The sequence below is a fragment of the Candidatus Nanopelagicales bacterium genome (assembly GCA_028687755.1).
Lineage (GTDB): Bacteria > Actinomycetota > Actinomycetes > S36-B12 > S36-B12 > UBA11398.
This window is the reverse complement of record JAQTZL010000002.1, coordinates 358,295-378,826: the sequence shown is the minus strand read 5'-3', so window position 1 is coordinate 378,826 and position 20,532 is coordinate 358,295. Positions and strand designations below refer to the sequence as shown.

16 protein-coding genes, 1 tRNA gene and 1 pseudogene are annotated in these 20,532 nt (G+C 59.2%); 3 read left to right on the top strand and 15 right to left on the bottom strand.

All coding sequences use genetic code 11. The features are described from left to right. Positions 1-48: 48 nt before the first annotated feature. Together lspA and PHN51_04960 are read left to right on the top strand one after the other, a co-directional pair. A complete protein-coding gene (lspA, locus tag PHN51_04965; GenBank protein ID MDD2818128.1) occupies positions 49-609 on the top strand; it encodes a signal peptidase II in 561 nt (186 codons plus the stop codon). A gap of 182 nt (positions 610-791) precedes the next feature. Continuing rightward, on the top strand, positions 792-1,091 hold the full coding sequence (locus tag PHN51_04960) for a zf-TFIIB domain-containing protein (GenBank protein ID MDD2818127.1): 300 nt from the start codon (positions 792-794) through the stop codon (positions 1,089-1,091). 798 nt (positions 1,092-1,889) lie between these two features. Here the strand turns inward: PHN51_04960 and PHN51_04955 are convergent. The 3 genes and pseudogenes from PHN51_04955 to PHN51_04945 all read right to left on the bottom strand — a co-directional run bounded on the left by PHN51_04955 (position 1,890) and on the right by PHN51_04945 (position 3,168). Continuing rightward, positions 1,890-2,030 carry a hypothetical protein gene (locus PHN51_04955; protein MDD2818126.1) on the bottom strand — a complete coding sequence of 47 codons (141 nt, stop codon included), beginning with the start codon at positions 2,028-2,030 and terminating at the stop codon, positions 1,890-1,892. 590 nt (positions 2,031-2,620) lie between these two features. Further along, positions 2,621-2,890: a helix-turn-helix transcriptional regulator gene (locus tag PHN51_04950; GenBank protein MDD2818125.1), complete on the bottom strand. Its 270-nt coding sequence runs from the start codon at positions 2,888-2,890 to the stop codon at positions 2,621-2,623. 23 nt (positions 2,891-2,913) lie between these two features. Continuing rightward, a pseudogene (locus PHN51_04945) lies at positions 2,914-3,168 on the bottom strand (type II toxin-antitoxin system RelE/ParE family toxin). Positions 3,169-3,748: 580 nt separating this feature from the next. On the opposite strand from PHN51_04945, the gene PHN51_04940 reads away from it, so the two are divergent. Then, positions 3,749-7,387, top strand: a complete 3,639-nt coding sequence (locus tag PHN51_04940; protein ID MDD2818124.1) for a hypothetical protein — start codon at positions 3,749-3,751, stop codon at positions 7,385-7,387. Between the two features lie 553 nt (positions 7,388-7,940). Here PHN51_04940 and PHN51_04935 read toward each other — a convergent pair. From PHN51_04935 to PHN51_04880, 12 genes are all read right to left on the bottom strand, one after another. Continuing rightward, positions 7,941-8,726 carry a hypothetical protein gene (locus tag PHN51_04935; GenBank protein MDD2818123.1) on the bottom strand — a complete coding sequence of 262 codons (786 nt, stop codon included), beginning with the start codon at positions 8,724-8,726 and terminating at the stop codon, positions 7,941-7,943. A gap of 463 nt (positions 8,727-9,189) precedes the next feature. Beyond that, entirely contained in the window at positions 9,190-9,879 is a 690-nt protein-coding gene (locus tag PHN51_04930; GenBank protein MDD2818122.1) for a hypothetical protein, read from the bottom strand. Positions 9,880-9,948: 69 nt separating this feature from the next. After that, positions 9,949-10,554, bottom strand: a complete 606-nt coding sequence (locus tag PHN51_04925) for a hypothetical protein (GenBank protein ID MDD2818121.1) — start codon at positions 10,552-10,554, stop codon at positions 9,949-9,951. 228 nt (positions 10,555-10,782) lie between these two features. Beyond that, on the bottom strand, positions 10,783-12,393 hold the full coding sequence (locus tag PHN51_04920) for a hypothetical protein (protein ID MDD2818120.1): 1,611 nt from the start codon (positions 12,391-12,393) through the stop codon (positions 10,783-10,785). A gap of 383 nt (positions 12,394-12,776) precedes the next feature. Further along, the gene (locus tag PHN51_04915) at positions 12,777-13,907 is read right to left on the bottom strand and encodes a hypothetical protein (protein ID MDD2818119.1); all 1,131 of its coding nucleotides are present in this window, start codon (positions 13,905-13,907) and stop codon (positions 12,777-12,779) included. Positions 13,908-14,134: 227 nt separating this feature from the next. Further along, a complete protein-coding gene (locus PHN51_04910; GenBank protein MDD2818118.1) occupies positions 14,135-15,418 on the bottom strand; it encodes a hypothetical protein in 1,284 nt (427 codons plus the stop codon). Further along, entirely contained in the window at positions 15,402-17,423 is a 2,022-nt protein-coding gene (locus tag PHN51_04905; GenBank protein MDD2818117.1) for an ATP-binding protein, read from the bottom strand. Before PHN51_04905 ends, PHN51_04910 begins: the two co-directional genes overlap by 17 nt. Then, positions 17,392-18,657, bottom strand: coding sequence for an SIR2 family protein (locus PHN51_04900; GenBank protein ID MDD2818116.1), 1,266 nt, complete (start codon positions 18,655-18,657; stop codon positions 17,392-17,394). Before PHN51_04900 ends, PHN51_04905 begins: the two co-directional genes overlap by 32 nt. Further along, the gene (locus PHN51_04895) at positions 18,654-19,025 is read right to left on the bottom strand and encodes a DUF86 domain-containing protein (protein MDD2818115.1); all 372 of its coding nucleotides are present in this window, start codon (positions 19,023-19,025) and stop codon (positions 18,654-18,656) included. The genes PHN51_04900 and PHN51_04895 overlap by 4 nt, the downstream gene beginning before the upstream one ends. Continuing rightward, complete coding sequence (locus tag PHN51_04890) at positions 19,025-19,498, bottom strand: nucleotidyltransferase domain-containing protein (GenBank protein MDD2818114.1); 474 nt, start codon at positions 19,496-19,498, stop codon at positions 19,025-19,027. Before PHN51_04890 ends, PHN51_04895 begins: the two co-directional genes overlap by 1 nt. A 153-nt stretch (positions 19,499-19,651) precedes the next feature. After that, on the bottom strand, positions 19,652-19,993 hold the full coding sequence (locus PHN51_04885) for a hypothetical protein (GenBank protein ID MDD2818113.1): 342 nt from the start codon (positions 19,991-19,993) through the stop codon (positions 19,652-19,654). Positions 19,994-20,400: 407 nt separating this feature from the next. After that, positions 20,401-20,474, bottom strand: a tRNA-Met gene (locus PHN51_04880). Positions 20,475-20,532 lie beyond the last annotated feature (58 nt).

Sequence of the window (20,532 nt, the reverse complement as noted above, 5' to 3'; positions counted from 1 at the left end):
TCGCACCTTCGAAACGCCGCTCCGACGCAGCGTTCGGTAAACGCAAGAGTGAGCCCACGAATCGCCCTGATCTCGTCCGTCGCAGGCCTGGCCATACTGGCGGACTGGACAATAAAGACGCTCGTCGTCGAGAGCCTCAGTAACGGCTCCTCAATCGACCTTGGGTTCATCAACATCAAACTCGCCTACAACCCTGGTGTCGCATTCAGCCTCGGATCGTGGCTGCCGCCGATAGTGGTCACGATAGGCACAGGCATCATCATCAGTGGCGGCTTCATACTGCTTGTCTTGCGCGCCCGAACTCTGAACGCAGTCTCAACTGCCGGCGCAGCCCTGTTGCTTGGTGGAGCTCTAGGCAATTTCATCGATCGGCTCGACGGTCAAGGCGTTGTTGACTACTTCCACACAGGGTGGTTCGCAACATTCAATCTCGCCGACGCACTGATCACTGTGGGCGTCGTACTTTTGGCCACGGGACTGGTCACGAATGGCCCTAGACAAATGAAATGGGAAACTGAATCCAGTCATCACGATGCCATGGAGCGCCAGCGGTCTACGGACACAATCATCGGCGTTGATGGGTGCGACGATTCCGTGACGAGCCAGTGAGCGACTAGTGATGTGTGGACCTGCAACGCTCACCCTTCGGGCTTTAAGTCACACGGGCTGGTTCCACTGGACCCCGAGGGAATTGCTGACTGTCTCGCTCCATAGTCGAGCTGCACTGATCCTCGCCAACCGTCATATGGTGCTTGCGAAATCTCACCCAACTCGCCCTGAATGGAGCATCTATGAATCAGACCGCCATGCCGATGGCTTGCCCCAAGTGCAAGGCAGCCATGCACACCTACGAACGCAACGGCGTAGTAATCGATCAATGCACTGAGTGCAGGGTCATATTCCTTGACCGCGGAGAATTTGATCGGCTAATTGCTGCAGAGGAGTCCGCATATGGGTCTCGAGCAAACAACGCCCAATATCAAGGACAATCAGCCTACGACGATGGGCGCGGCTCCGGCCATGGCGATAGCAAGTATGGCAGTAAATCAGGCAAGCGCCGCGGGGGATTTCTCGGTGAGCTATTCGATTGAATTGGGAATTCCGGCGCGCGGTCTCCGTGGAGCCGAACGAGTATGCAAAGTTCAAACCGCGAATTGTCCTCATGCCTTGCACCGGTTCGGTGGATGGTCTGCCCAGTGCAGCCAAGTACGCGCGGTACTTCTCACGCGTCAGCAACCGAGAGTCGTCGAGCGTTTCTAACAAGAAGGGCACGACGCGGCGGTTAAGTATGGATCGGACATTCTTTGCGCGCTCCGCGCCGCCGCTGCGCCCGTCAATGTAGACCTCGTGAAACCAGTCGTCGGCGACTTCGGTTACCGATAATGGGCGAGCCAGAGCTCTCTTGGGTAGGGATCGCCTGCTCATTGTGGCGACATCGGGATCGCCTTCGCCCAGGACTGCTCGCCTGGAGGGCAGAGGAAGGCCAGCCTGGAGGTTGGCAACGGCCAGTGCGCACCATGCCTCGGCTTGCGCCTTGGCGTCGAAGACCTCGTAATGGCGTTCAGTGGATCCTTTGGCCTTGGGGACTGAGCCCTGGAACTTGCCTCCCCGTAACATCACGCGGCCCTTCAATGGCCGGGCCATCAGGCGGCCCTTTCGTTCTTGATTAGTCCACGTAGGAACGCGATCTCGTCCTGCGCGCGAGCCAGCTCGGCACGCAGTCCCCGGTTTTCGGCAAGTGCCTCAGCGATCTGAGCGCTCCCGCCAATAGCAATCGGCGGTCGCGGCATCCCGATGTCGAGGTCCTGTGCAGTCTTACTCGTCGAGGTCAGAGCGGCGGCAGGCAGGAGGCCGGCGTTGATGAGGTCTCTCACGGGGATGACCCACTGTCATTCAAGTCCTATCTGCCGGGCGTGCGGGAAGGCGTTGACTTTGAGTCGGCGCTTGATCGTGTCCACACTGACTCCGCAGGCGTCAGCGGCCTGCGAGCGGTTCAGTTCATCGGTGACATCAACGATGACGTGTGCCATTGGCCGTACCTCCTTCAGGCGTAAGGCGTCGATCAACGCGCTAACCCACGGGCGGAGATCGGACGTTGAGTTGTCAACGGCGGATGTCGTGCGGTTCCTCGCATGTTGTAAGACTTTGGCGGTGCTGTTCATCGGTTCTCCTTTGAGGTGGTCCAGGGGGGGGGCGAGGGCTGGACGAAACGGCGGAGACCGAGGGCGTGCACGGAGGTATTGGGAATGCGTGGTGCACAGGGCTGCCCCTATGCACGGGGCAAGGCACCGGCCAAAGACGAAGTGTTGTGAGGTGCATCCCCATGGGGTGCAGGCAGGGCAGTCGGGGCTTACTGCCCCCACAAGTTGTCCATAAATGGTCCATAAACTGTAAATAAACCCCTGTGGCGGGGAGCAGGAAATGGGGTCAAAACAGGACAAGACCCCCTGTGTGAGGGGGTCTTGATCCTTTATTTGGTAGCGGGGAGACAAAACAAGGCTGCGATTCTTGGGTTGCGTGCACCGCAAGATCCCCTCACAAACGGCCACTTTTGCACCCCCCTCTGCACCCCCCTGGGGGTGCAAGCCTGCACCCCCCTCGCACACTTTCGATGACGAGTTCAGGCGACGGCCTTGGGCTTGAGCTGGACCGAGAGCGTGGAGTCGAAGGCGTTCGCGATGCGCTCAAGGATAGGCAGCGTCGGCGTCGTGCCGCCCGCCTCGAAGCGGGCGACGGCGGGCTGGGTCATTCCGGTGACCTTGGCCAGGTACCGCTGGCTCCAGCCGCGCTCCTCGCGTAGACAACGAACCTGCTCCCCCAGCTCGACCGCGAGCCTGGCTGCGGCGTAAGCGGCCTCGACTGCCGAGTCGCCCGCGCGAGCGGCCTTCATGTCATCCCAAGACGTGCGTACCATCACTCCTCCTCATCCACATAGTGCTCGGCTTGCATGCAAGCGAGCATCGCCTTCTTCGCCCGTGCCACCTGCGCGCGATCCCTGTCCTTAGTCTTCGCGAAGACCGTCAGCAGAATGATCCGACGACCCGGAGCGATCCAGTAGCTGATCCGCATCGCCTGTCGAGCAAGATCCGACCGAAGCTCCCGCAACTTGCCGTCCAACTGCTTGGTGTACGGCTCGGAGAGCAGGACTCCTCGCTCGGCCAGCAAGTCAAGGTAGAACGCCGCATGGCCGAACTAAGCACCCGTCAACCCCTCGAGCCAGGCCCGGACCTCAGGCTAAAGTTCGACCGAACCCAAGACATACCAGCGATGCTATCACGCGAGAGGGCGTGAACTGACGCCCACGGGCGCATGGTCGCGCCGGCTCGCCCGACAAGTGCCTGTGTCGCAGTCCACTTGTCCGTCGTAGTTTCGTTCGCGAATTTTGCCTTCTTGTTCAGGCGACCGTCTATCCGGTACTGCAATCGGAGCGACCTCAGCGGCGTCAAGAGTGGCCGAACACTCGTTGAGGTGCTATCGCGTACGCGCTATCTGCCCTTTGTCGTCAAGGACGCGATAGGCGATGCACTCGCCTTGCGGTGTCGGGGATGTCCGGCGTTCGACCATCTCGTGGCTGGATGAGGTATCACTAGCGCTCCACACGAATGGGAATATCGATTCAGCGTCAGCCCGCGTACGACTCAAGCTCTGCCCCGTGATCGTCCTGGCGACGATCCCAATACCTTGTCTGAGTGAGAGTCCCGCGCAATTCAAACCCTTCTGACTATGCAATGGCTGGCAAGATCGCCCCGTGAACGGCCTTCGAACAGACAACATGCCCAAGCATGTGGACGGCCCGTCCATCGTAGAAGCCGCCTCAGCTCTCATGCTCATTCCTCAAAACGCCTCGCGCCTCGTACGGCTACACAGACTCGCGGCATTGGGGATGGCATTGAACGACCAAGAGGCATCGTCGTTGAGCCCAAGCGCCATCCGATCGCTCTTGAAGCGCGAAGACTTTGGCCACGACAGCGTGGCGAGCCAAGAAGATCCGTATTCGGAAGTTCTAGTACAAAGCATCAGCTTCCCGGGCGGTCCATACCTCGTTTCATCAGGCACAGGAGAAGGCACAGTTGCAGACCTGGAGAACCTGATCGATGCGATATTTCGCGAGCGATGGATGCCCGCTGACGTGATTGGCCCCACACGCCAATTGATTCGGGCCCTCCTCACAGTTAGTGACATGGTGATTATGGGGGCAGGACTCTCCCGAGGTACCGTGCCTGGGCGACTACCAGGAACTCCAATCGATGTGCCGAGCGCCGAGAACCTGAAAGTCCTAACTGAGGCTGTATTTCTCTCTAATGAAGCGTTGAACGCTCAGGGAGAGTGGCTACTCCAGGTTGTCGATACGTTCGCGCTTGATGCTGGCGAACTGCTTGAGCCATGTGCCCACGAAACCATGGATGATCGCATCTATATCACGCCCTTTCTTCGACTAAGGGACGGCTATCTGGTCGTTCTGCCGCTAGATCTCCTCATCACCATCCGCTTCCATCTCCTACGATTCGCAGGTCAGGCTGGCCTGCTTGAAGAACTAGGAAAGCGATGGCGGCAATCAGCTTTCCGACGCGTCATGAGACTCCTACCGTCTGTCAGCGCTCCAACCCTCCTCGAAGAGACCGATCGTCTAAGCAGGTATCTCATAGCGATCGACGACAACCACGATCTCCATCTGATTCTCGCTACTGACCCCCTCATCGATTGGGATATCGAAGATGTGTGGGGCCGATACGACACGAGTGAAGTACTGGATCGCATATGCGACTTAGTGGCACCCGACGCAAGGGTGTCGTATAGCTCGGCTGAGGGTCTGCTTCACCTCGTCATCGTTGACAGTCCAGGCCGTTCTGCCTTCTGGGGAGTGCCAAACGTTGACGGGATGGATCCCATGCTCATTGCTCGATCTGACGATCTCGAAGTCATATTCCACCAGGAATCGGATGGACTTCTCGGGCTAATGCTGTTTGCGCAGGCAATCGAACAGCGCCAAGGGTCAGCGATTAGTGCTGCAGTCCTTGACGAGTACAGCGCCTATGTGGATCTCAAGAAGTCGTTCTACTTTTCCGACGACGCACCGCCAACTTTTACGGTGTTTCAGCCAGGAGATGGGTTCTTTCCTCGCCAGAAGCATATTGTCGAGACCGATCGTCATGGAGTTATACCTCCAGGGCCAAATGCACCTATGTTGCAAGCGCAACGTGTCTACGCGAAGGATGCCCCAGAGATCTTCCATACCGTGCCGGGAAGTTCCTATTTCGGTTTCGTGCTGGAACTGGATGACAACGTCATCTTTATTGCCGCTGACGTGATCGAGCCCGAACTCGCAGACTTGAAGGCGACCCTGCTTGAGTGCGCTGCCTATTGGGTTCGCGAGATCTCGCTCACGTATCCAATTCCCGATCAGCACGGACCAGTCGATCTCGTCGTGAAATTGGAGGACCCAACGGCCTGGACGCGCGCCTTCGCCGCAACGTCGCAATCTGCATCTGCGACAACGGTCGTTAGGGATGGTCAATGCATCATCATTGAATTGGGCGACACATTCTTAGCGCTTCTTCAAGAGACTACGAATTCTGCGGAACGTGAACTTGTGGCCGTCCTGCTCGTGGAGCTGTTCGGCGTCCCCGTGGATGACTTGTCGTCAAGACTCGACTCGGTGGCTCCTCTAGGTGCCAAGCGGATGCTCAATGTATTCAGTCAAGACACCACGCCGGACATGATGGCGGCTCAACTCCCTCGCGCCCTTAGCGGTCATGATCAGGTCGCGGCTCAGGTCCTCGACGAGCTAGGCGAGTGGCTCCGTTCGCCAACCGGAGGGCAGTTTACGAACGGCGCACTCAAGGGGGAAGACCGAGTGCGGGTGCTCAATGATGCTGTCGGCCATCTCTTCGAACGACTTGAGACCCAAGTCGCGTTGTTCGAATCAGCAGGCCTGATGGATTTCCTAGTGGCACAAAATGAGTCCCTGCTTCACGTGGCGAAAGTGGACGCGATCATGCTGAGGTCCAGGTTGGCCTGTTTCGGCGAGCAGTCCGACACCGTCTCAGATCTCGTGCAACAACGAACGAAGAGTGCTTCTTCGCAGCGAGCCAATCGATTTCTGATTGAGTACGCAGCCGCACAACCTCCGGCGGGACATCGCAGTGTCACGCGCCTGGACTACTACCTGCTGCTGGAATTAGCAAGAGAGATAGTGGAAAGAGCTACGGCATCCGACTTCCTCTACTACAAGCTCGCAGACTTCGAGATTTCGATCCTTGATTCAGGTCGGCTGGGTCAAAGTCGCGACGAGCCAGTTGTGGCAGCCATCGACAGGTACGCTGCGAACTCAGGCACCCGAAGCATTCGCAAAGCGCTCAGCGACGCAGAGGTCACCAATGACGATGACTTCGATGTCTCTGCTTTCATCGATAGCAGCTCGGAAGCCATGCGCGCAGAATTTGGGTTCACCCTTTCCGAACTGCGTGAAGTGTGTGGCGGTCTCCTTGAGATGGCCGCGGCAGATGCCGTCACGAGGATCGCTCGCGCGGGGGCCGTCAGGCAGATAGCCGCGGATCGCGGAGTCTCAGAGGACCTCGTGTCTGCAGTCCTATCTGGAATCACCCTCACTGCGAGGTCGTCCTTCTTGGAGATCGGGCAAGACGCCTTGCCGTGGCGCTTCAATCGCGACATGGCGTATGTCAGACGACCGTTGGTCCTCCAAGGGGACGAATTGGTTTTTGGATTTCGCAGCCTCTACGGCCTTGGTCCCTACTGGCTGGAGAACATGCTTTCAGGTCGACTGCAGGGTCGTGCGAAGACTGTACAAATGCAGCAGTGCATTTCGCAGGCCAGGGGCGCCATCAATCAGGGCTTCGCTCGAGCCGTTTCGGTGCGACTTCAGCAGTTGGGGATCACCACGAGATTGTCCGTCAACAAGATCGCTGGACGGCGGATTGCAGACGAAAGCGGTAAGGATCTCGGAGACATTGATGTCTTGGGAGTCCACGCAGCATCTCGCACGCTCATTGCGATCGAGGCGAAGGACTTCGAGATCGCGCGGACGCCTAGTGAACTCTCGAGTGAACTAGAGAAGCTATTTACAGGGAAGAAGGGCAAGAAGTCAACAGTCGAGCTACATAGTCGGCGGCTCGACTGGTTGCGACACAATGTCCATGCGGTTGTTCAGGACCTGGTTGGGGACCCCAATCCACAATCGTGGACAGTGGTCGGAGCGATCGTGACAAGCGATCCACTGGTCACACCTCTAAGCGTCTCAAGCACACTGCCCGTGATCCCATGCGAAGACCTCGCACTCAGCTCCCTTGTATTCACCAAACAGAGTGGCGTTCCGGCGGGAGGTCGGAACCGTATTTCGCGAAAGCGAAGGAAGAATGGCCGAAGGTAGGCGACTCCTGCCTTGCGTCGCAACTGGCGAGTGCGAAAGGCCCACTCGGGGCTCCTGACCGGCTTGCGTCCCACAGTCCGACACGGCGCGTTCCCGGGAACGAGAAACTCTGTATCCAAGGGCACAATCCGGGTGAATGCCTCTGGTGTGTTCCGCTAGTAGAAATTGAAGTGTGCAACGCCCGACGCGACCACCCGGCGTGGCTTCATAGGAAGGGCTCAAGAGAGGAGCAAGGTTGTTGCGTGGCAATGGCTACAGTGACTGCACGAGTCAGAATGCAGCGTGTCCACGTAGGCAGCGGCGATATCACCTGGACGGTACTCGGCGCGGACCACTTGCATGTTCCTGAAATTGAGCGATTCCTGGAATACCTCCGCCAGTGCGATAGGTCGCCTAACACCGTTCGTTCCTACGCACGAGCAATGACTCTTTGGTGGTAGTTCCTGCAGTTGCGGGATCGAGCGTGGGCCAGACGGTGTTCGCTATGCCGGGAATAACGACTAGAGATCCGCTGAATCGGCCTCGGGCGAGGGAGCCGTCGAGGGCGTAGTTGTCAGGCCGCCTCGCACCGCTGGTCGAAGAGGGACCAACCTCGCTTCGCAAGTTCGAACGCGCAGAGAAACGGTTCGCTCAGATGTTGGAGAGATCCGGCCGCGGCGAGGACAGCAAGCTGATCGTGCTTCCCAGGAGCTACGAGAACGCTTGTCCTTTGCGAGACTGCCCAGCCGAGAAGATGGGCATCGGCGCTCATCTGTCGCCATAGCAGTCGGCCCGACTTGCGCTTTTCTGCATCCGAAGGGAACGCGATGTCGAGCGACTCTTCAATCATCTGTGTCTGATTAAGCTTTGTCGGCGCGTGCCGGCCTCTAACCGCGTCGAGCGCCGTGCGTCGGCTTCGGAGCCACAACCACTGATCGGCGGGGATCGTGTGTGGATCCAACTCGTCGACTGCGTTATAGAACTTGGCGAGTTGCGCGTACTCCTCTGCGATCACGGCTAGCCCGCGAGAGATTCGCGTCTCTCTATTTGGCGGCCCGAGTACCCATACTGCTTGCGCTGCCCCGACCAACGCACCGCGAAGGGTTGTGAAGGGGGCGCTCGGGAATAGCTGCCTTGCATCGAGCATCACCCGAACGAGCCCGAGGTGATCGACGCTGAGCGCAAGGGACACTCGCGCGATCTCACTGATGGGATTATGAGTCCATGACTTGTCGTCCTCGAAAAGGTCCGAACCTGCCTGCGGGGTTTCGACTTGCTGTTCACCCCGCTTGTGCCAGTCATCAAGACGAGCGAACGTCGACTCGATCTGCGTCAGGAGAGCGGTCTCTTGAGCATCCACGACGCTAGCGTGACATCCGGGCTCAGGCCGTGCACCCGCCACCCCGTGCGATCGCCGAACTTGCCCCAACGAGGAGCCGGACAACTGACGCTGTAGACCACTCGAGAGGGAACGCTGTCGGTCTGATTGACGCTCGTTGAGTCGCCCGCGCGGCTGATTCACGCCAACGTGCAGAGTACCGAGGCCTTAACACCGTTGGTAGTGCATGACCGGTTGCGGCCAAGCACCTGGCGAGCTTGCTCGCCCTCCTCTGCAAGACACCAGACCTGCACTTCTAGTCCCGAGCCTGATCACATAAGGACGTTCGCAGAATTCCCGTGAGATGAGGCCAATTTCGTGTGAGATGGAGCAGGCGCTTGTAAGGAAATCTGGTCGTGTATCGGATAGGGAATCCGATACGTCCCAGCAATGTCGACTGATGTCTGGATCTAGTCTGCTTGAGATTGCGGTCGCCTACTTCCGCTCAACTCTGTCTCTGATCTACTTCAGCTGCATCGGGACGAGGATTGGGAGCGCTACTCACCAAAGGTGAAGCCGACAGGTCTGTGAGTGCGCGCGTAAGTGCCTGAGATGCCCACATAAAGCCGTCAGCTGCGGCCTTGATCTGGGTGCGGTCGGGAGGATTGACCACTCGTGTGCGTTCGTCTGGACCGTCTTTCATCTCTACAAGTAGAATTAGTGCGTCTCGCGCCTGACCCCATCTGCTCACTGCCGCATGGAGAGGGCTCAGGTCACTGGCAGGAGCTCCTGGCCGATAGAGCAGCCGCACGCACAAGTCCGATATTCGAATTGAGATCCGGGCTAACTCATGCCAGGCCTGTTGCAGCCTCTCGTCGATCTCCTTCGGAACATGTCCTGTGGCATCCGGGGTTTTGAGTTGCTCTTGGAGGTTATCCCAAAGTTCTGCGGCCGGCGCCACCCATTTCCCAAGTGCGCCGATAACTTCCAAATTGACTACGTCATTCAATTCATCCGCCCACCCGTCCCACATAGAACGTTGCTCGCGAGTGATTGCGAAATTCTCACCTCTCTTGGCGACGCGCAAAGTGATGTACCCACCAATGACGACTGCTGCGATCGTTGTTGCACCGCTGGCCACGAGGCTCACCCAGTCAAATGGTTGGTCGACAATTGCCACAGGTATGGGAGTCACAGGCACATCCTGCCGCGCAGCAGGCATTTCCCCTACCGGGTGAGGGACTTGCAGTCAATGCTTGCTCGATCAGAGATCAGGTGCCTGACCAGCTGTAATTCGCGCTTGAAGCGCGACCGCGTCAAGCCGTGCGCTCTCTCTCAGGTCCGCGAGCTCGGCTATGCGCGCACTGGCTCGCTCCACCTCTGGCCTGTATTGCGCACGCACCTTGTCCAGTTCTTCGTTCGGACTCTCTACGAAAGCACCAAACAAGGCAAGGACACGTTCACCGACGGTGGCCATTCGTTCCACGTCATAGCGACCTTGGGCAATTGCCCAGGTGTCTTCGGGTTCGCGGTTCTTGCTGAAATGCACTAGGTGCTGCGATGCGTCCGTCCACACATCCTTGAGGTCTTGGTAATCGCCCTCGGGCAACTCCCAATCGAACATCGCTGAACTGAAGTCACGGCTGTTTGGTCTACCGATGATTCCGAGAAACTCAATTAGCAGCCTTGCGTGTACTAGCCACGACTCTTGCAGCGCCGACTGAATCAAGTCCTGACCTGGATACGGCTGATCGCCGCGGTAGCGCATCCGCTCAAACTGCTCTGGCAACTGCGAGAACATCCTCAGCGAGTGGGTGACATGAAACGTTTGCCTCGTGACTTGCGGAAGCAGGAAGCTTGACTTCGACATGCGACTGCTCCTTTCACCTGTCAAGAAGATACCCGCCCTTGCTCCGAGGAGTTGTACGGACGGGAGCTGCCACGACGACGGTGTAAGGCACGTGCGCTTGCCCTAGAAATATCCCGACTTATGAATCTGGTGAGATTTGCTTGCTCTTGTGTGAGATAGCGCCTGCAGCCATGAGAGAACTGTCCGCTGCATCGGATACCAAGTCCGATATCGACTCGCCCTGAACTCTCACGTGCGACTGAGTTGCCTGTTCCAATCGGCCTCATCGGGACAGTGATTGTCAGGCTGAGCCGCGACTCGCGCGAGGGTATGCATCCCATGCAGCTTGAAGGACCGGATTGCGCCTGTACGCCTTGGAGAAGTCGAGCGCGTTCTCCAAGTCCCAAGTGGAACGCTCTGGATCGGTGGCGATGAATGTGAGCTGGCGCTCAAGTTCATCGGGCGTGACTCCGCGAAGTGTTCCAGTTCGCGCAGCGAGACTGTCAAAGTCGGGAATTGTGCCGCGTCAAGGTGGCTTCGAACCATGGGACTGTTGGCCAAGTGGTACGGCTCGGCCGTAACGGTTATGCCGATGCGGGGCTTGCCCGCGGGTAGGTGCGCGAACTCGGGGCGCCCCGCATCAATTGCGTCGCTCGATCGCTGCAACTGGCGGATCGCCTTGCCGACTACCTCCCTAGTCTTTTCAAGGTAATCCTGCACCGCCACGCGCTCCACCGCGTCGAGCCGTCCCGCCTTGGCCTCGAACATCACTAGAACCCCCGGAAGATCCAGAAACCAGTCGACACTCCGCAGTTCCTGTTTGCGGTCGCGATACACAACCTCAGGATGCACAGCAATGCCTGAGTCGATAGCGCGAAGCTGCTTTCCGACGTAGTTCTCGTTAAGGCGGCCGAAGTCGCTCGTGAATGCGGTTCCGAATCCGTAGACCCGGCCCCCTGCGTAGTAGAGGCCAGATGTGCTGACGGTCGCGAGAATCAAGTCTGGCTGGGGAGCGAGCAGCCGACCATCAGGCATGCGAATCAATGGCGTCCTTACCAGCGGGTTGTACGCGTATCGCTCAAAGCCCGCGGGAGGCAGACGCACTGATCGGTATGCGGACTTGAACTCATCGAAGGTGGAGGTGAGGTCTGCCGCCCTGCGATCGATGACTTCTCGAGGCCAAAGATCGAGGATAGGCCGCAGATCTTCGCGATCCAGTTCGTCAAGGTCGATCCAGCCGCGACCGGCGCGAGCGGCGGCCTGAAGGAAGAACGTCGCACCGACGACCTGCCCGAGGGGCCCTCCAAGGATGTCCGTCCACGACTGCTCAGTTAGGACTTCCAATGCGATCTCGGATGTGCCCTCTACCAGCATCGAGTGCGAACGTGTGACCTCTTGAAATTCCGACTGCTGCGAAGCGAACTGCTGGTACGCAAGCCGGACAAGCAGCCCGAGAACGTCATCGGCCGCCGAGTCATCCGGCTCCCGATCAAATTCGAAGATGTTGTTGCTCGCGTTGAATAGTTCACGCAATGCGTCACTTGTGACATCGGCCCGCTGATAGTCGTTGCCCCACAGAATTGACTCGCGCGCAGCCATAGCTATCGCCCAAGATCGTGCGCCGACCGACTCCACGATCGGAGTACCCGTGATGCCGCCCGAAGTAGCGAGCGCAGCCAACTCAGGCAAGAGATTCGAAGGCCGATAGCGTCGAACACGGCGCCTGTACTCCTGAAACGAGATCGTTGAACTCTCAAGCACTGTTTTGATGGGCTGCCGGCGGTAGTTGGCGAGCAACTCCGTATACCCCGCAGCCGCCTCGCCCGGAGTCGTGCGGGCTCGAGCCTGTCGACGTGCCATCGCTTCTCCTCTGCCCAGACTCAACAAATGGCACGCCAGCCTTCGTTACTTCGCTAACTCCACGAATGCTTGAGAGAGGTTGGCGATGGCTAGGGCCAAATTCTTTGCTTCGAATGCGCTCATGGCAAGAATGTCGCATGGGGGCCTGACATGGATCTCAAAGCAGATTCAGACCTGCACTTCTAGTCGCCAGCCTGATCACAGAAGGACGTTCGCGGAGTTCCCGAGAGCGCCTATTGCGATTGTTCTCGCTTCACCCTGTTTGTGCATCCGTTGGGTACCGAATCTCTTCAAAGTGTCGCCTGGATCGGCTTCGGCTATGCGATCCGGTGACGTCGCCGGACGGCGACCTGTCGTGTCGGGGCCCAGCGATAGATCGGCGGTCACTGGAAAATGTCAGGATATTCGACTGATGCGCTAGCACTGAGATCTCGCACAGTTTCCGCTAGGGCCCTGCCCCCGTGACCCCGATTGGCTGCAACGAAAATGCGATCCTGAATGCCAAGCAAGTCGTCATCGCTGATGGCCTCAAACCACTGGCTCACGGTTTCGCGTGGCAGGACCGAGAGTTCCACGAATATGTCCACCAATTCCGGACGAAGACTTTCCGCCTGGATCCGTCTCGCCGATCGCGTGGCAGCGGGCGTGCGCCCGGCGGACGCGAGCGCGGCGCGCTTGTCCCTGTGTCCGATCATGGTGTCAAGTTGAGGCGGCAGCGGATTTACGCTCGAGTATCCGAGGATCAGGTGTGGAACCGCGACGCTTCGAACCCATTCGCCCAACATGCCGAGTTCGTTCATCAGCACGTGCCACGAGCCGTCATGAGGTCGACGCATTGCGACCTTCGGCCAGACCGACAGCGGAATGATCTCGCCGACCGGAGCGCTTGCGATCACATCGCCGACTTCGGCCGCCCGCTCCGGCGCAGCGGGCACACTCAGTTCGGGATGTGCCCGGTCAGGAACCACCATTCCCACAAGCGTCGCGGCAACCGCCGGGCTTCTGTGCTTCGCAGAGTTCGTGTGCTCCGTCAGGACGCGAAGTAGGTGGCAATCGAAGTCTTGACGGTGAAAGGGCTGCAAGGCCTCAATCCTTCGCGTCAACGATGCGCCGTCGTTCGGGGTCCTTAGGAGCGTCGTCCGCACAGGCGTCATCCACTGAAGGAACGCGTCCGGCTTAGTGAATGCAGGCATCTCTATAGACCTGGCTTCGCGCTTGTTAAGCGTGCGCCCAAGCCGGAATTCGACCTCAGCAAATACCGTGTGCTCGAGAGCTGCTCGAAGTTGGTTGAGGGCATCGGCGGCGAGTCTCGCTACCGCCTCCGGGAGGGGTGCAACGGACGCGATTTTCACGTGCTCGCTTTCGCCATCTCGAACGTTCGCGAACTCGAATGGTCCAGGCCGCAGGTAGTTGATGAGTACGTTGCCAGCCTGATCGATTAGCCAGTCAGCGTGAGCGAGCGTGTAAGCAACATGTAGCTGGTGGTCAGGAAGCCACGAATAGTCGGCACGCATCGGGAATCCTCCTCTTTGGGCATATTCGCCCCGTGCACCGCAGTTGTCCGGGACGCACCCGGCAACAGGGCAAACTCAATGCGGCAGCGGGACGCTATCGACACCTCAATGGCCTGTGAACAAATCGTGGCTGGCTTACTCCCATCTGGGAAGCCCCGGTACGGTTCGCGCTGGCTCAGGACAGCTTCAATGTGTAGGTCGTACTCCATCTGCACCAGAGCGAAGTCCTACTTCGTGCGCTTCTTTCGCCCCTTAACCGGGTGACTCTCGTCTTCAACTAGGCGCAGCAGGCCTACGACGTGCATAAGGGCGATCACCGCGTTGACCTGCTTGTACTGCTGGATCGACACTCCGTGGACCGAAGCGTGCCGAGAAAACCTCGTTGGAATGGGGTCGCCTTTGCTCGGGAAGTACTGCGCGTGAATCCCATAGAGGGCCCCGAGCACGAGGGCCGGCTTCACCGGGTAGGTCTCCCAGGCGATCTTCTTCCTGTTGTTCTTCACTTCGTCATGGGCCGACTTCTCGATCGCGTTGCTCAGCACCGAATCGAGCAGGTTCGCACTGAGAGCTTGGCTGGCTCGCCACCGCCCATCGCGAAGGGCGTAGGCAGCCTCCAAGGCAAAATCATCAACCCACACTTGCCGGGCCTTGTCGCGGAATCTGATTGCCTCCAGCTCGGTTATGCACGCCTCAGTGATCCGCTTCCTGTTCGCGCTGATGATCTGTCGACGCTGCCCCGCTGTCTTGGCGGCAAACAACTTCTGCAGGATCTCCTGCGGTGGCACCCAAGCGAGCGGGAGACCCTCATCAAGAAGTAATTCTTCGAGGTTGTCCGGAAAGCCGACCTCCTGCCAGTTCGGCGGCAGGAACGAGAGGCCCACCTTTCCGATGTGCTTCGTCAGCTCGAGTATCCGAGCCCGGTGCTGCTCGAAGGCGCTAGTGAAGGCCGTGGCGTTCTTCAAGAGGTCGGCGTACTGCAACGTGAACTCGTAGCCACTTAGAGCCCTGATCTCTGGCATCGCACGAGTTGAGGCGAGAGCAGCCTCCATCGCACTCGACATGCCCGCGGCGTTGAGCGCTGCTTGATTCGCCTTGGCGATTTCGCTGACACCACTGAGGCCCTTGTACTGCTCGGCAATCTTGGAAATCGCGCTCTCTGCCCCAGTCAGCTTCGACTGCTCCACCAACTTCGCAATGGCATTGTTTGCGCCGAGCGCTGCCGCCTGTTCGGCGATCTTGGCCAGGGCATTGGTTGAACCAGCCAAGCCCGCCTGCGCCGCCGCGAGCTTGGCGAAAGGACTCTCCGGTCCCGCGAACTGCGACTGCAATCCGGCGATCTTGGCAATCGTCGATGTAGTGGCGAAAAGATCGGGGTACCTCTTGGCCCAGTCGGTAATGCCCAGGGACTTTACGAAGTCGGTCTGCCCGAGCGCCTTCGCCACCGCGCCGTCGATCCCTGAGAGCGCCCTGCGGCGGCGGCGTGCTTGATCATCGTCAAAAGGGCGGTTCATCGTCGTCCCACGGGGATGCTGAGCTGGTTCCCCCAATGTCATCGTCATTGAGGTCTTCGTTGCCCTCCTCCGCGGGGAGAGGCTTCAGCCACTCCGACGTAAGCGAGATCGTTCGACTGTTCGGCTCTGACTGGGGCGGCAGGTGGCTGATCTTGACGATCACTGGTATCTGTGCCGAGACGCCAGCGACTATGCAGACACCCGTTGGCAGGATCGGGAGCTGCTCGAAGGAAACCCGGTCTAGGTAGGCAACCGCCTTCTCGATCGCCTGGACGTCGAGGTTGTTCACAAGCCGGTGGAGGAAGTAGTTGTGAAGTTGCGAAATTATCGTTGGTGAGATGTCGTGAGGGCGCTGACTCGCCAGCGTGAGAAAGACTCCGAACTTTCGTCCCTCTTTGACGATCTCCTCGAAGGTCTCCAGACGGTAGTCCCGCCACGCCTCGCTCTCGCGTGACGACTCCAGCGACAGAATGTTGTGGGCCTCGTCGATAATCAGGTTGAGGTGGCGCTGGTTCGCCGGATCAGTCTCCTTCTTCCGGTCATACAGGTGCTTGCAAAGCAACATCGGGATGACCTTGCGCATCGATAGGTTGACGTCTCGAAGCGAGACGACGATCAATGGCTCTTCGTACTTCTCGTCGTCGTCAACAACGATGAGCTTCTTGATGTCCGGGACCCGGGTTTCAAGGCGCTTGATCAGTGGCCCGAGGTGCTCACGGTTAGCGAATCCGCTGATGATGTCGCTGTAGTACTGAAGAACAATCTTGAATCGGATCAAATCAATGCCAGGCTCGATCGTTGAGAAGTCAACGGACAGCCCAGCGACCTTGTCCCTCGTCAGGCTCGGCCACGACGAATGGTCCGGATCGATCGGCGAGTTGCTCCAGGATCCCCAGAAGAACTTTCGGTACGTGGCGTTGTAATGGAGATCGCGCTGGAACTCGTCGATCAGGTCTGCCAACTCCCGGGATGGCGACGACCCGAGGCAGGTCTGAACCTCTGAAAGGAGGTTGAAAACCGTCTGGCGATCCAGTGTCGTGTCGCTGCTCTTCGTGGCCCGCAGAACCATGTCGCCGAGGACGGTGAGCAGATCGGCAGGATCGTCAATCCGGCGATCCCAGTAGTCACTGGAAAGGACTCGCCCGAGGAACGGGGCCTGCGTCTTCTCAGTCGCATCGAGCAAGACCGTCCAGAAGGCTAGATCGCTCACAGCACTCGACGGAAGCGGGAGTCTCGGCCCTGACTGCGAGCGGGTACTGAGGGCATACTCGCGCTTGTTGGCCTCCCCAGTAACGACAGACGTGGACCGAAGATCTCCGTCGGAGTCGTCCCGATTGAGGTACTCGCCATTGAAGTCGATAAGTACGAATTGCGAGCGCTGCCGGAAACCTCGCAGGTCGGCGTACCGCACGAAAAGCTCGTGGTAGATCTTCGCCAGCGTGTAGGACTTCCCGCTACCAGTGTTCCCGAATATCCCGATATGGCTTGCGAAGATTGCGTTGACCCCGACGGAGACCGCCTGCGTGGGCTCCATCGCGAGTGTGCCGATCTCAATTGGCGTGTCGGAATCTTCAACAAAGGTGTGGATAAGACCGAACTCGGCCTCCGTGAGAATGAAGCACTCATTGTCGAGCAATGGCATCTCTCGAATTCCGCGCTCGAAGCGCCCACCTTCGATGTAACCGATCAGGCTCACTTGGAGCTGTCGCAACATCGGGTCCACTCCGCGGCGATAGATCGCTGATGCTGCCCTATCCTCCGCGACGAATTCACCGTCGACCTTCCCGATGAGTTCCGAGAAGCCCTTCACGATCTTGAGGTAGCTACCAACAGCGACGTTCCTGACAATGCCACCTTGGAAGAGCAGATGAGAACTATTCTTGAGCTTGTCGACAGCGACCCGAACCTGCCGGCCCTCAACCGAGACGACTCGGCCCACCCGGAATACGGTGTCCTGCTCCAAGAACTCGCCCTCAAACACCGGTCCCCTCTTCGCTCGGAACACGAATGTCCAACTCGATTCGCTGGGCTGCCTCGGGGAACTTGTCGGCGATGATCGGTTCGAAGTAGGCGCTCGTCACGACGTCCAGCGTCGCCACCCGCTCATCCTCGTCCTCGCCGGGTTCCGGCGGCAGTACGAACTGGATGTTCCCGTTCTTGATGTCAGTATCTGGTATCAACTTCTGGTAGTTCGCGAGATCGCCGCGCGAGTAGCAGAAAACGATCACCTGAAGCGTCGGGTTGGACCGCGCAGCCCTGACGGCAACGTCGCGGAGGTGCTCGTCGCGGAAAGAGAACCCGTGGACGAAGAGGGCACTGTTCTCCTTCTCCAACTCGTTCGCGAACCGCCGGATCAGCTCGTAGTAGGTCTCGTTGAGAACCGTCGTGGCGAACTTCTGCTTGTCCGGATTGACGATGCCCAGTTTGGCGTAGGACTCCGAGAATGAAGTGACAGTCGCAGGGACGGCACCTGGCGGGGATTTGGCAATCAGTGCGTCAGTGTCGAGATCGTCCCTGCTGGCGATCGTGATGAGGTCAGCTCGCGCAGCATTCAAAGCGGCCTTGGTCTCGGTTACTAGCGAGAGGCCGTGGTCGAAAATGATCTCAACCTTCCCGGCGGAGCGCTCCTCTTGCAGCCACCCTGCCGAACCGTGCATCTTGACCAGGTTGAACACGGGGACTTCGGACCGCTGCTCGAACCTGCTGGCCAAGCGGAAGCGGATGGTACTGAAGTCTCCCAGGTCGAAGCGTGGGCGAATCTTCCCGCTAAAACCGTCGCTGAAGTCGATGCCCATCTGCTCGAAAGCAACTTCGAAAACCATGTCGACGTTGGTCGTGAAGACGTTGACCTGCTTGGCGAGGATCGAGCTATGGCGCTTGAGGAGGATACGGTTCAGTGTTTGGAGAAACTTGGCGTAGGAAGTCAGGACCTCCTCTGTGCTGGCATCTCGTTCGATCACCTCTAGGTTGGGCGCAAGGACCGAGTCAAAGAAGTGCGCCTGGATGGATGCCCTGACGATTGCCTTCACACCTTCATCAGCCGTCGACTCGGCGAGTTGCGAAAGAGCATCCTCGATGTTGCCCAGGACGCCGAAGTACGCCGATGGCGTCCCAGCTCCGATTAGGAAGTTCAAGTGGCAGTCCTGGACGATGGTGCGGAGCCGGTCCGGGCTGATCCCGACTGCCGGGCCACTCAGTAGAGACTTGCGGGGCACTCCATTCACGCGAACTTCGGTCACGATGCCCCCTCAGCTTCGTCGGAGAGCGCAGTGTCAGCGTCAGCGAACAACGACCGGAGAGAAGCCTTCCAGTCGGGAAGGTCGACGGAAAGCGTTTGCCAGGTTAGGGCGCGGTTGAGCTCATCGTACTGGTGGATGATGAAGTTGCGGTTGGCGACAGCGAGCGCCCAGTCGACTCGGTCGGGCGCAAGGACGCCAAGCTTGGATAGCCGGTTGGCGGCCTCGCCGAGCTTCATCATTAAAGAGTCGCCTGCCTCTTGGAGCAGGTCATCGGCGAGGTAGGCGTCCTTGCCGCGTTCGACGATCTCGCCTACTCGTTGCAGCCAGCCCTGGATGTGTAGCAGTTCCTTGGCTGCCTTTCGTTCCATCACAGCGCCACCGCCTCACGACGGATATCGTCATCGATCTTCGACTTGAGTCCGCCGTAGTCGATTAGGTCGATGTCGCGGCCGAGAACCTGCTCGATGAGTTGCTTGAACCGAATGAAGCCGAACGATGACGTCTTCTCGGGTGATTCGACTATCAGGTCGATGTCGGAGTCCTGCCGAGCCTGGTGGCGCCCGACGGACCCGAAGACTGCGAGTCGCGAGTAGCCGTGGTCCGCGGCGAGGGCTTTGAGGATCGGTGCGGCGGCTTCAAGGAGCACCTCAGGGTGGACGATGTTGAGTTCAGGCGCGAACTTGAGTTGCTGGCTAACCGCGGGCTGGGTGATGCCGATTGCCTCGGCGATCTGCCGTTGACTCATGCCGGTGACAACCATGGCGCGGAGTGCGAGCACACGGCGGAGCCGCGAGACGTCTTCGTCGCGGCGGGCGTCGCGGTACTCGGCCAGCAGAGTCATAAGTTGATCTTATCAGCAAGGATGCGCAGCCTGCCCTCTCGCAGTGAGTATCGAGAGCCCCGCCGGGTCGAGGGGATTGCTGCAGATCCGGCTAACACGTCGAACGCGGCCTGTGGCGATTCCGACCAGCCAGGTCGGCGCGGGAGTCGGCGCTCACAACGACTTGCGCGTGGGCGGCGTGAGGTCGACCCGGATCCCCGCGAGAGCTTCACGGATGGCGGGATCCTCGATACGGCCGAGTACGTGTCGGACGAGCTCCTCTTGTCGCGGCTGCCCGAATGCCAGCCGGTAGTAGGCCAGGCTCGCCATCAGCGGTTCGAGCCGCGAAGACTCGCGGCTGTACGGAGTGATCGGGAGGTGGCGTTCGATTCGAGCCATGCCCGCGACGGTGACGTCGTCCGGTGGGAACACCCAATAGGGGACGATCTGGGTGGCCCGGGCGTCGATCGTCAACGCGTCGGCTCGCTCGAAGAGTTCTGCCCACGGCTCGCTCATTCCAGTTGGCCGGCCGACCACCTTTGCAACGTTCTTGCGTACCGCGCGCGGTTTGGTACCTCGCAAGTTGTAGGACGGGTGCTGGCGTGTTCATGGGTTCTCCTTCGGTGTGGTCCAGGTGGGCTAGGGCTGGACGACACGGCGGAGGCCGGGGACGAGACGAAAGCAAAAGGGGATGCACGGTGCATAGGGCTGCCCCGGGGCGCGGTGCAAAGCACGGGCCCAAGATGTGGTTTTGTGAGGTGCACCCCCGGGGGGTGCACAGGGGGCAAGGGGTGCACGGTGCCCCTGCGGGCCGCCGATTTACCGCCCATAAACCGCCGATAAACCCCTGTAAGGGGGCCCCAAAAATGGGGTCAAAATAGGACAAGACCCCCTGAATGAGGGGGTCTTGAACCTTACTTTCGTAGCGGGGACAGGATTTGAACCTGTGACCTCTGGGTTATGAGCCCAGCGAGCTACCGAGCTGCTCCACCCCGCGGTGGCCGATTACGGCTTGGGCAACAATACGGCAATTGGGGCTGGTCCCCAAATCGAGG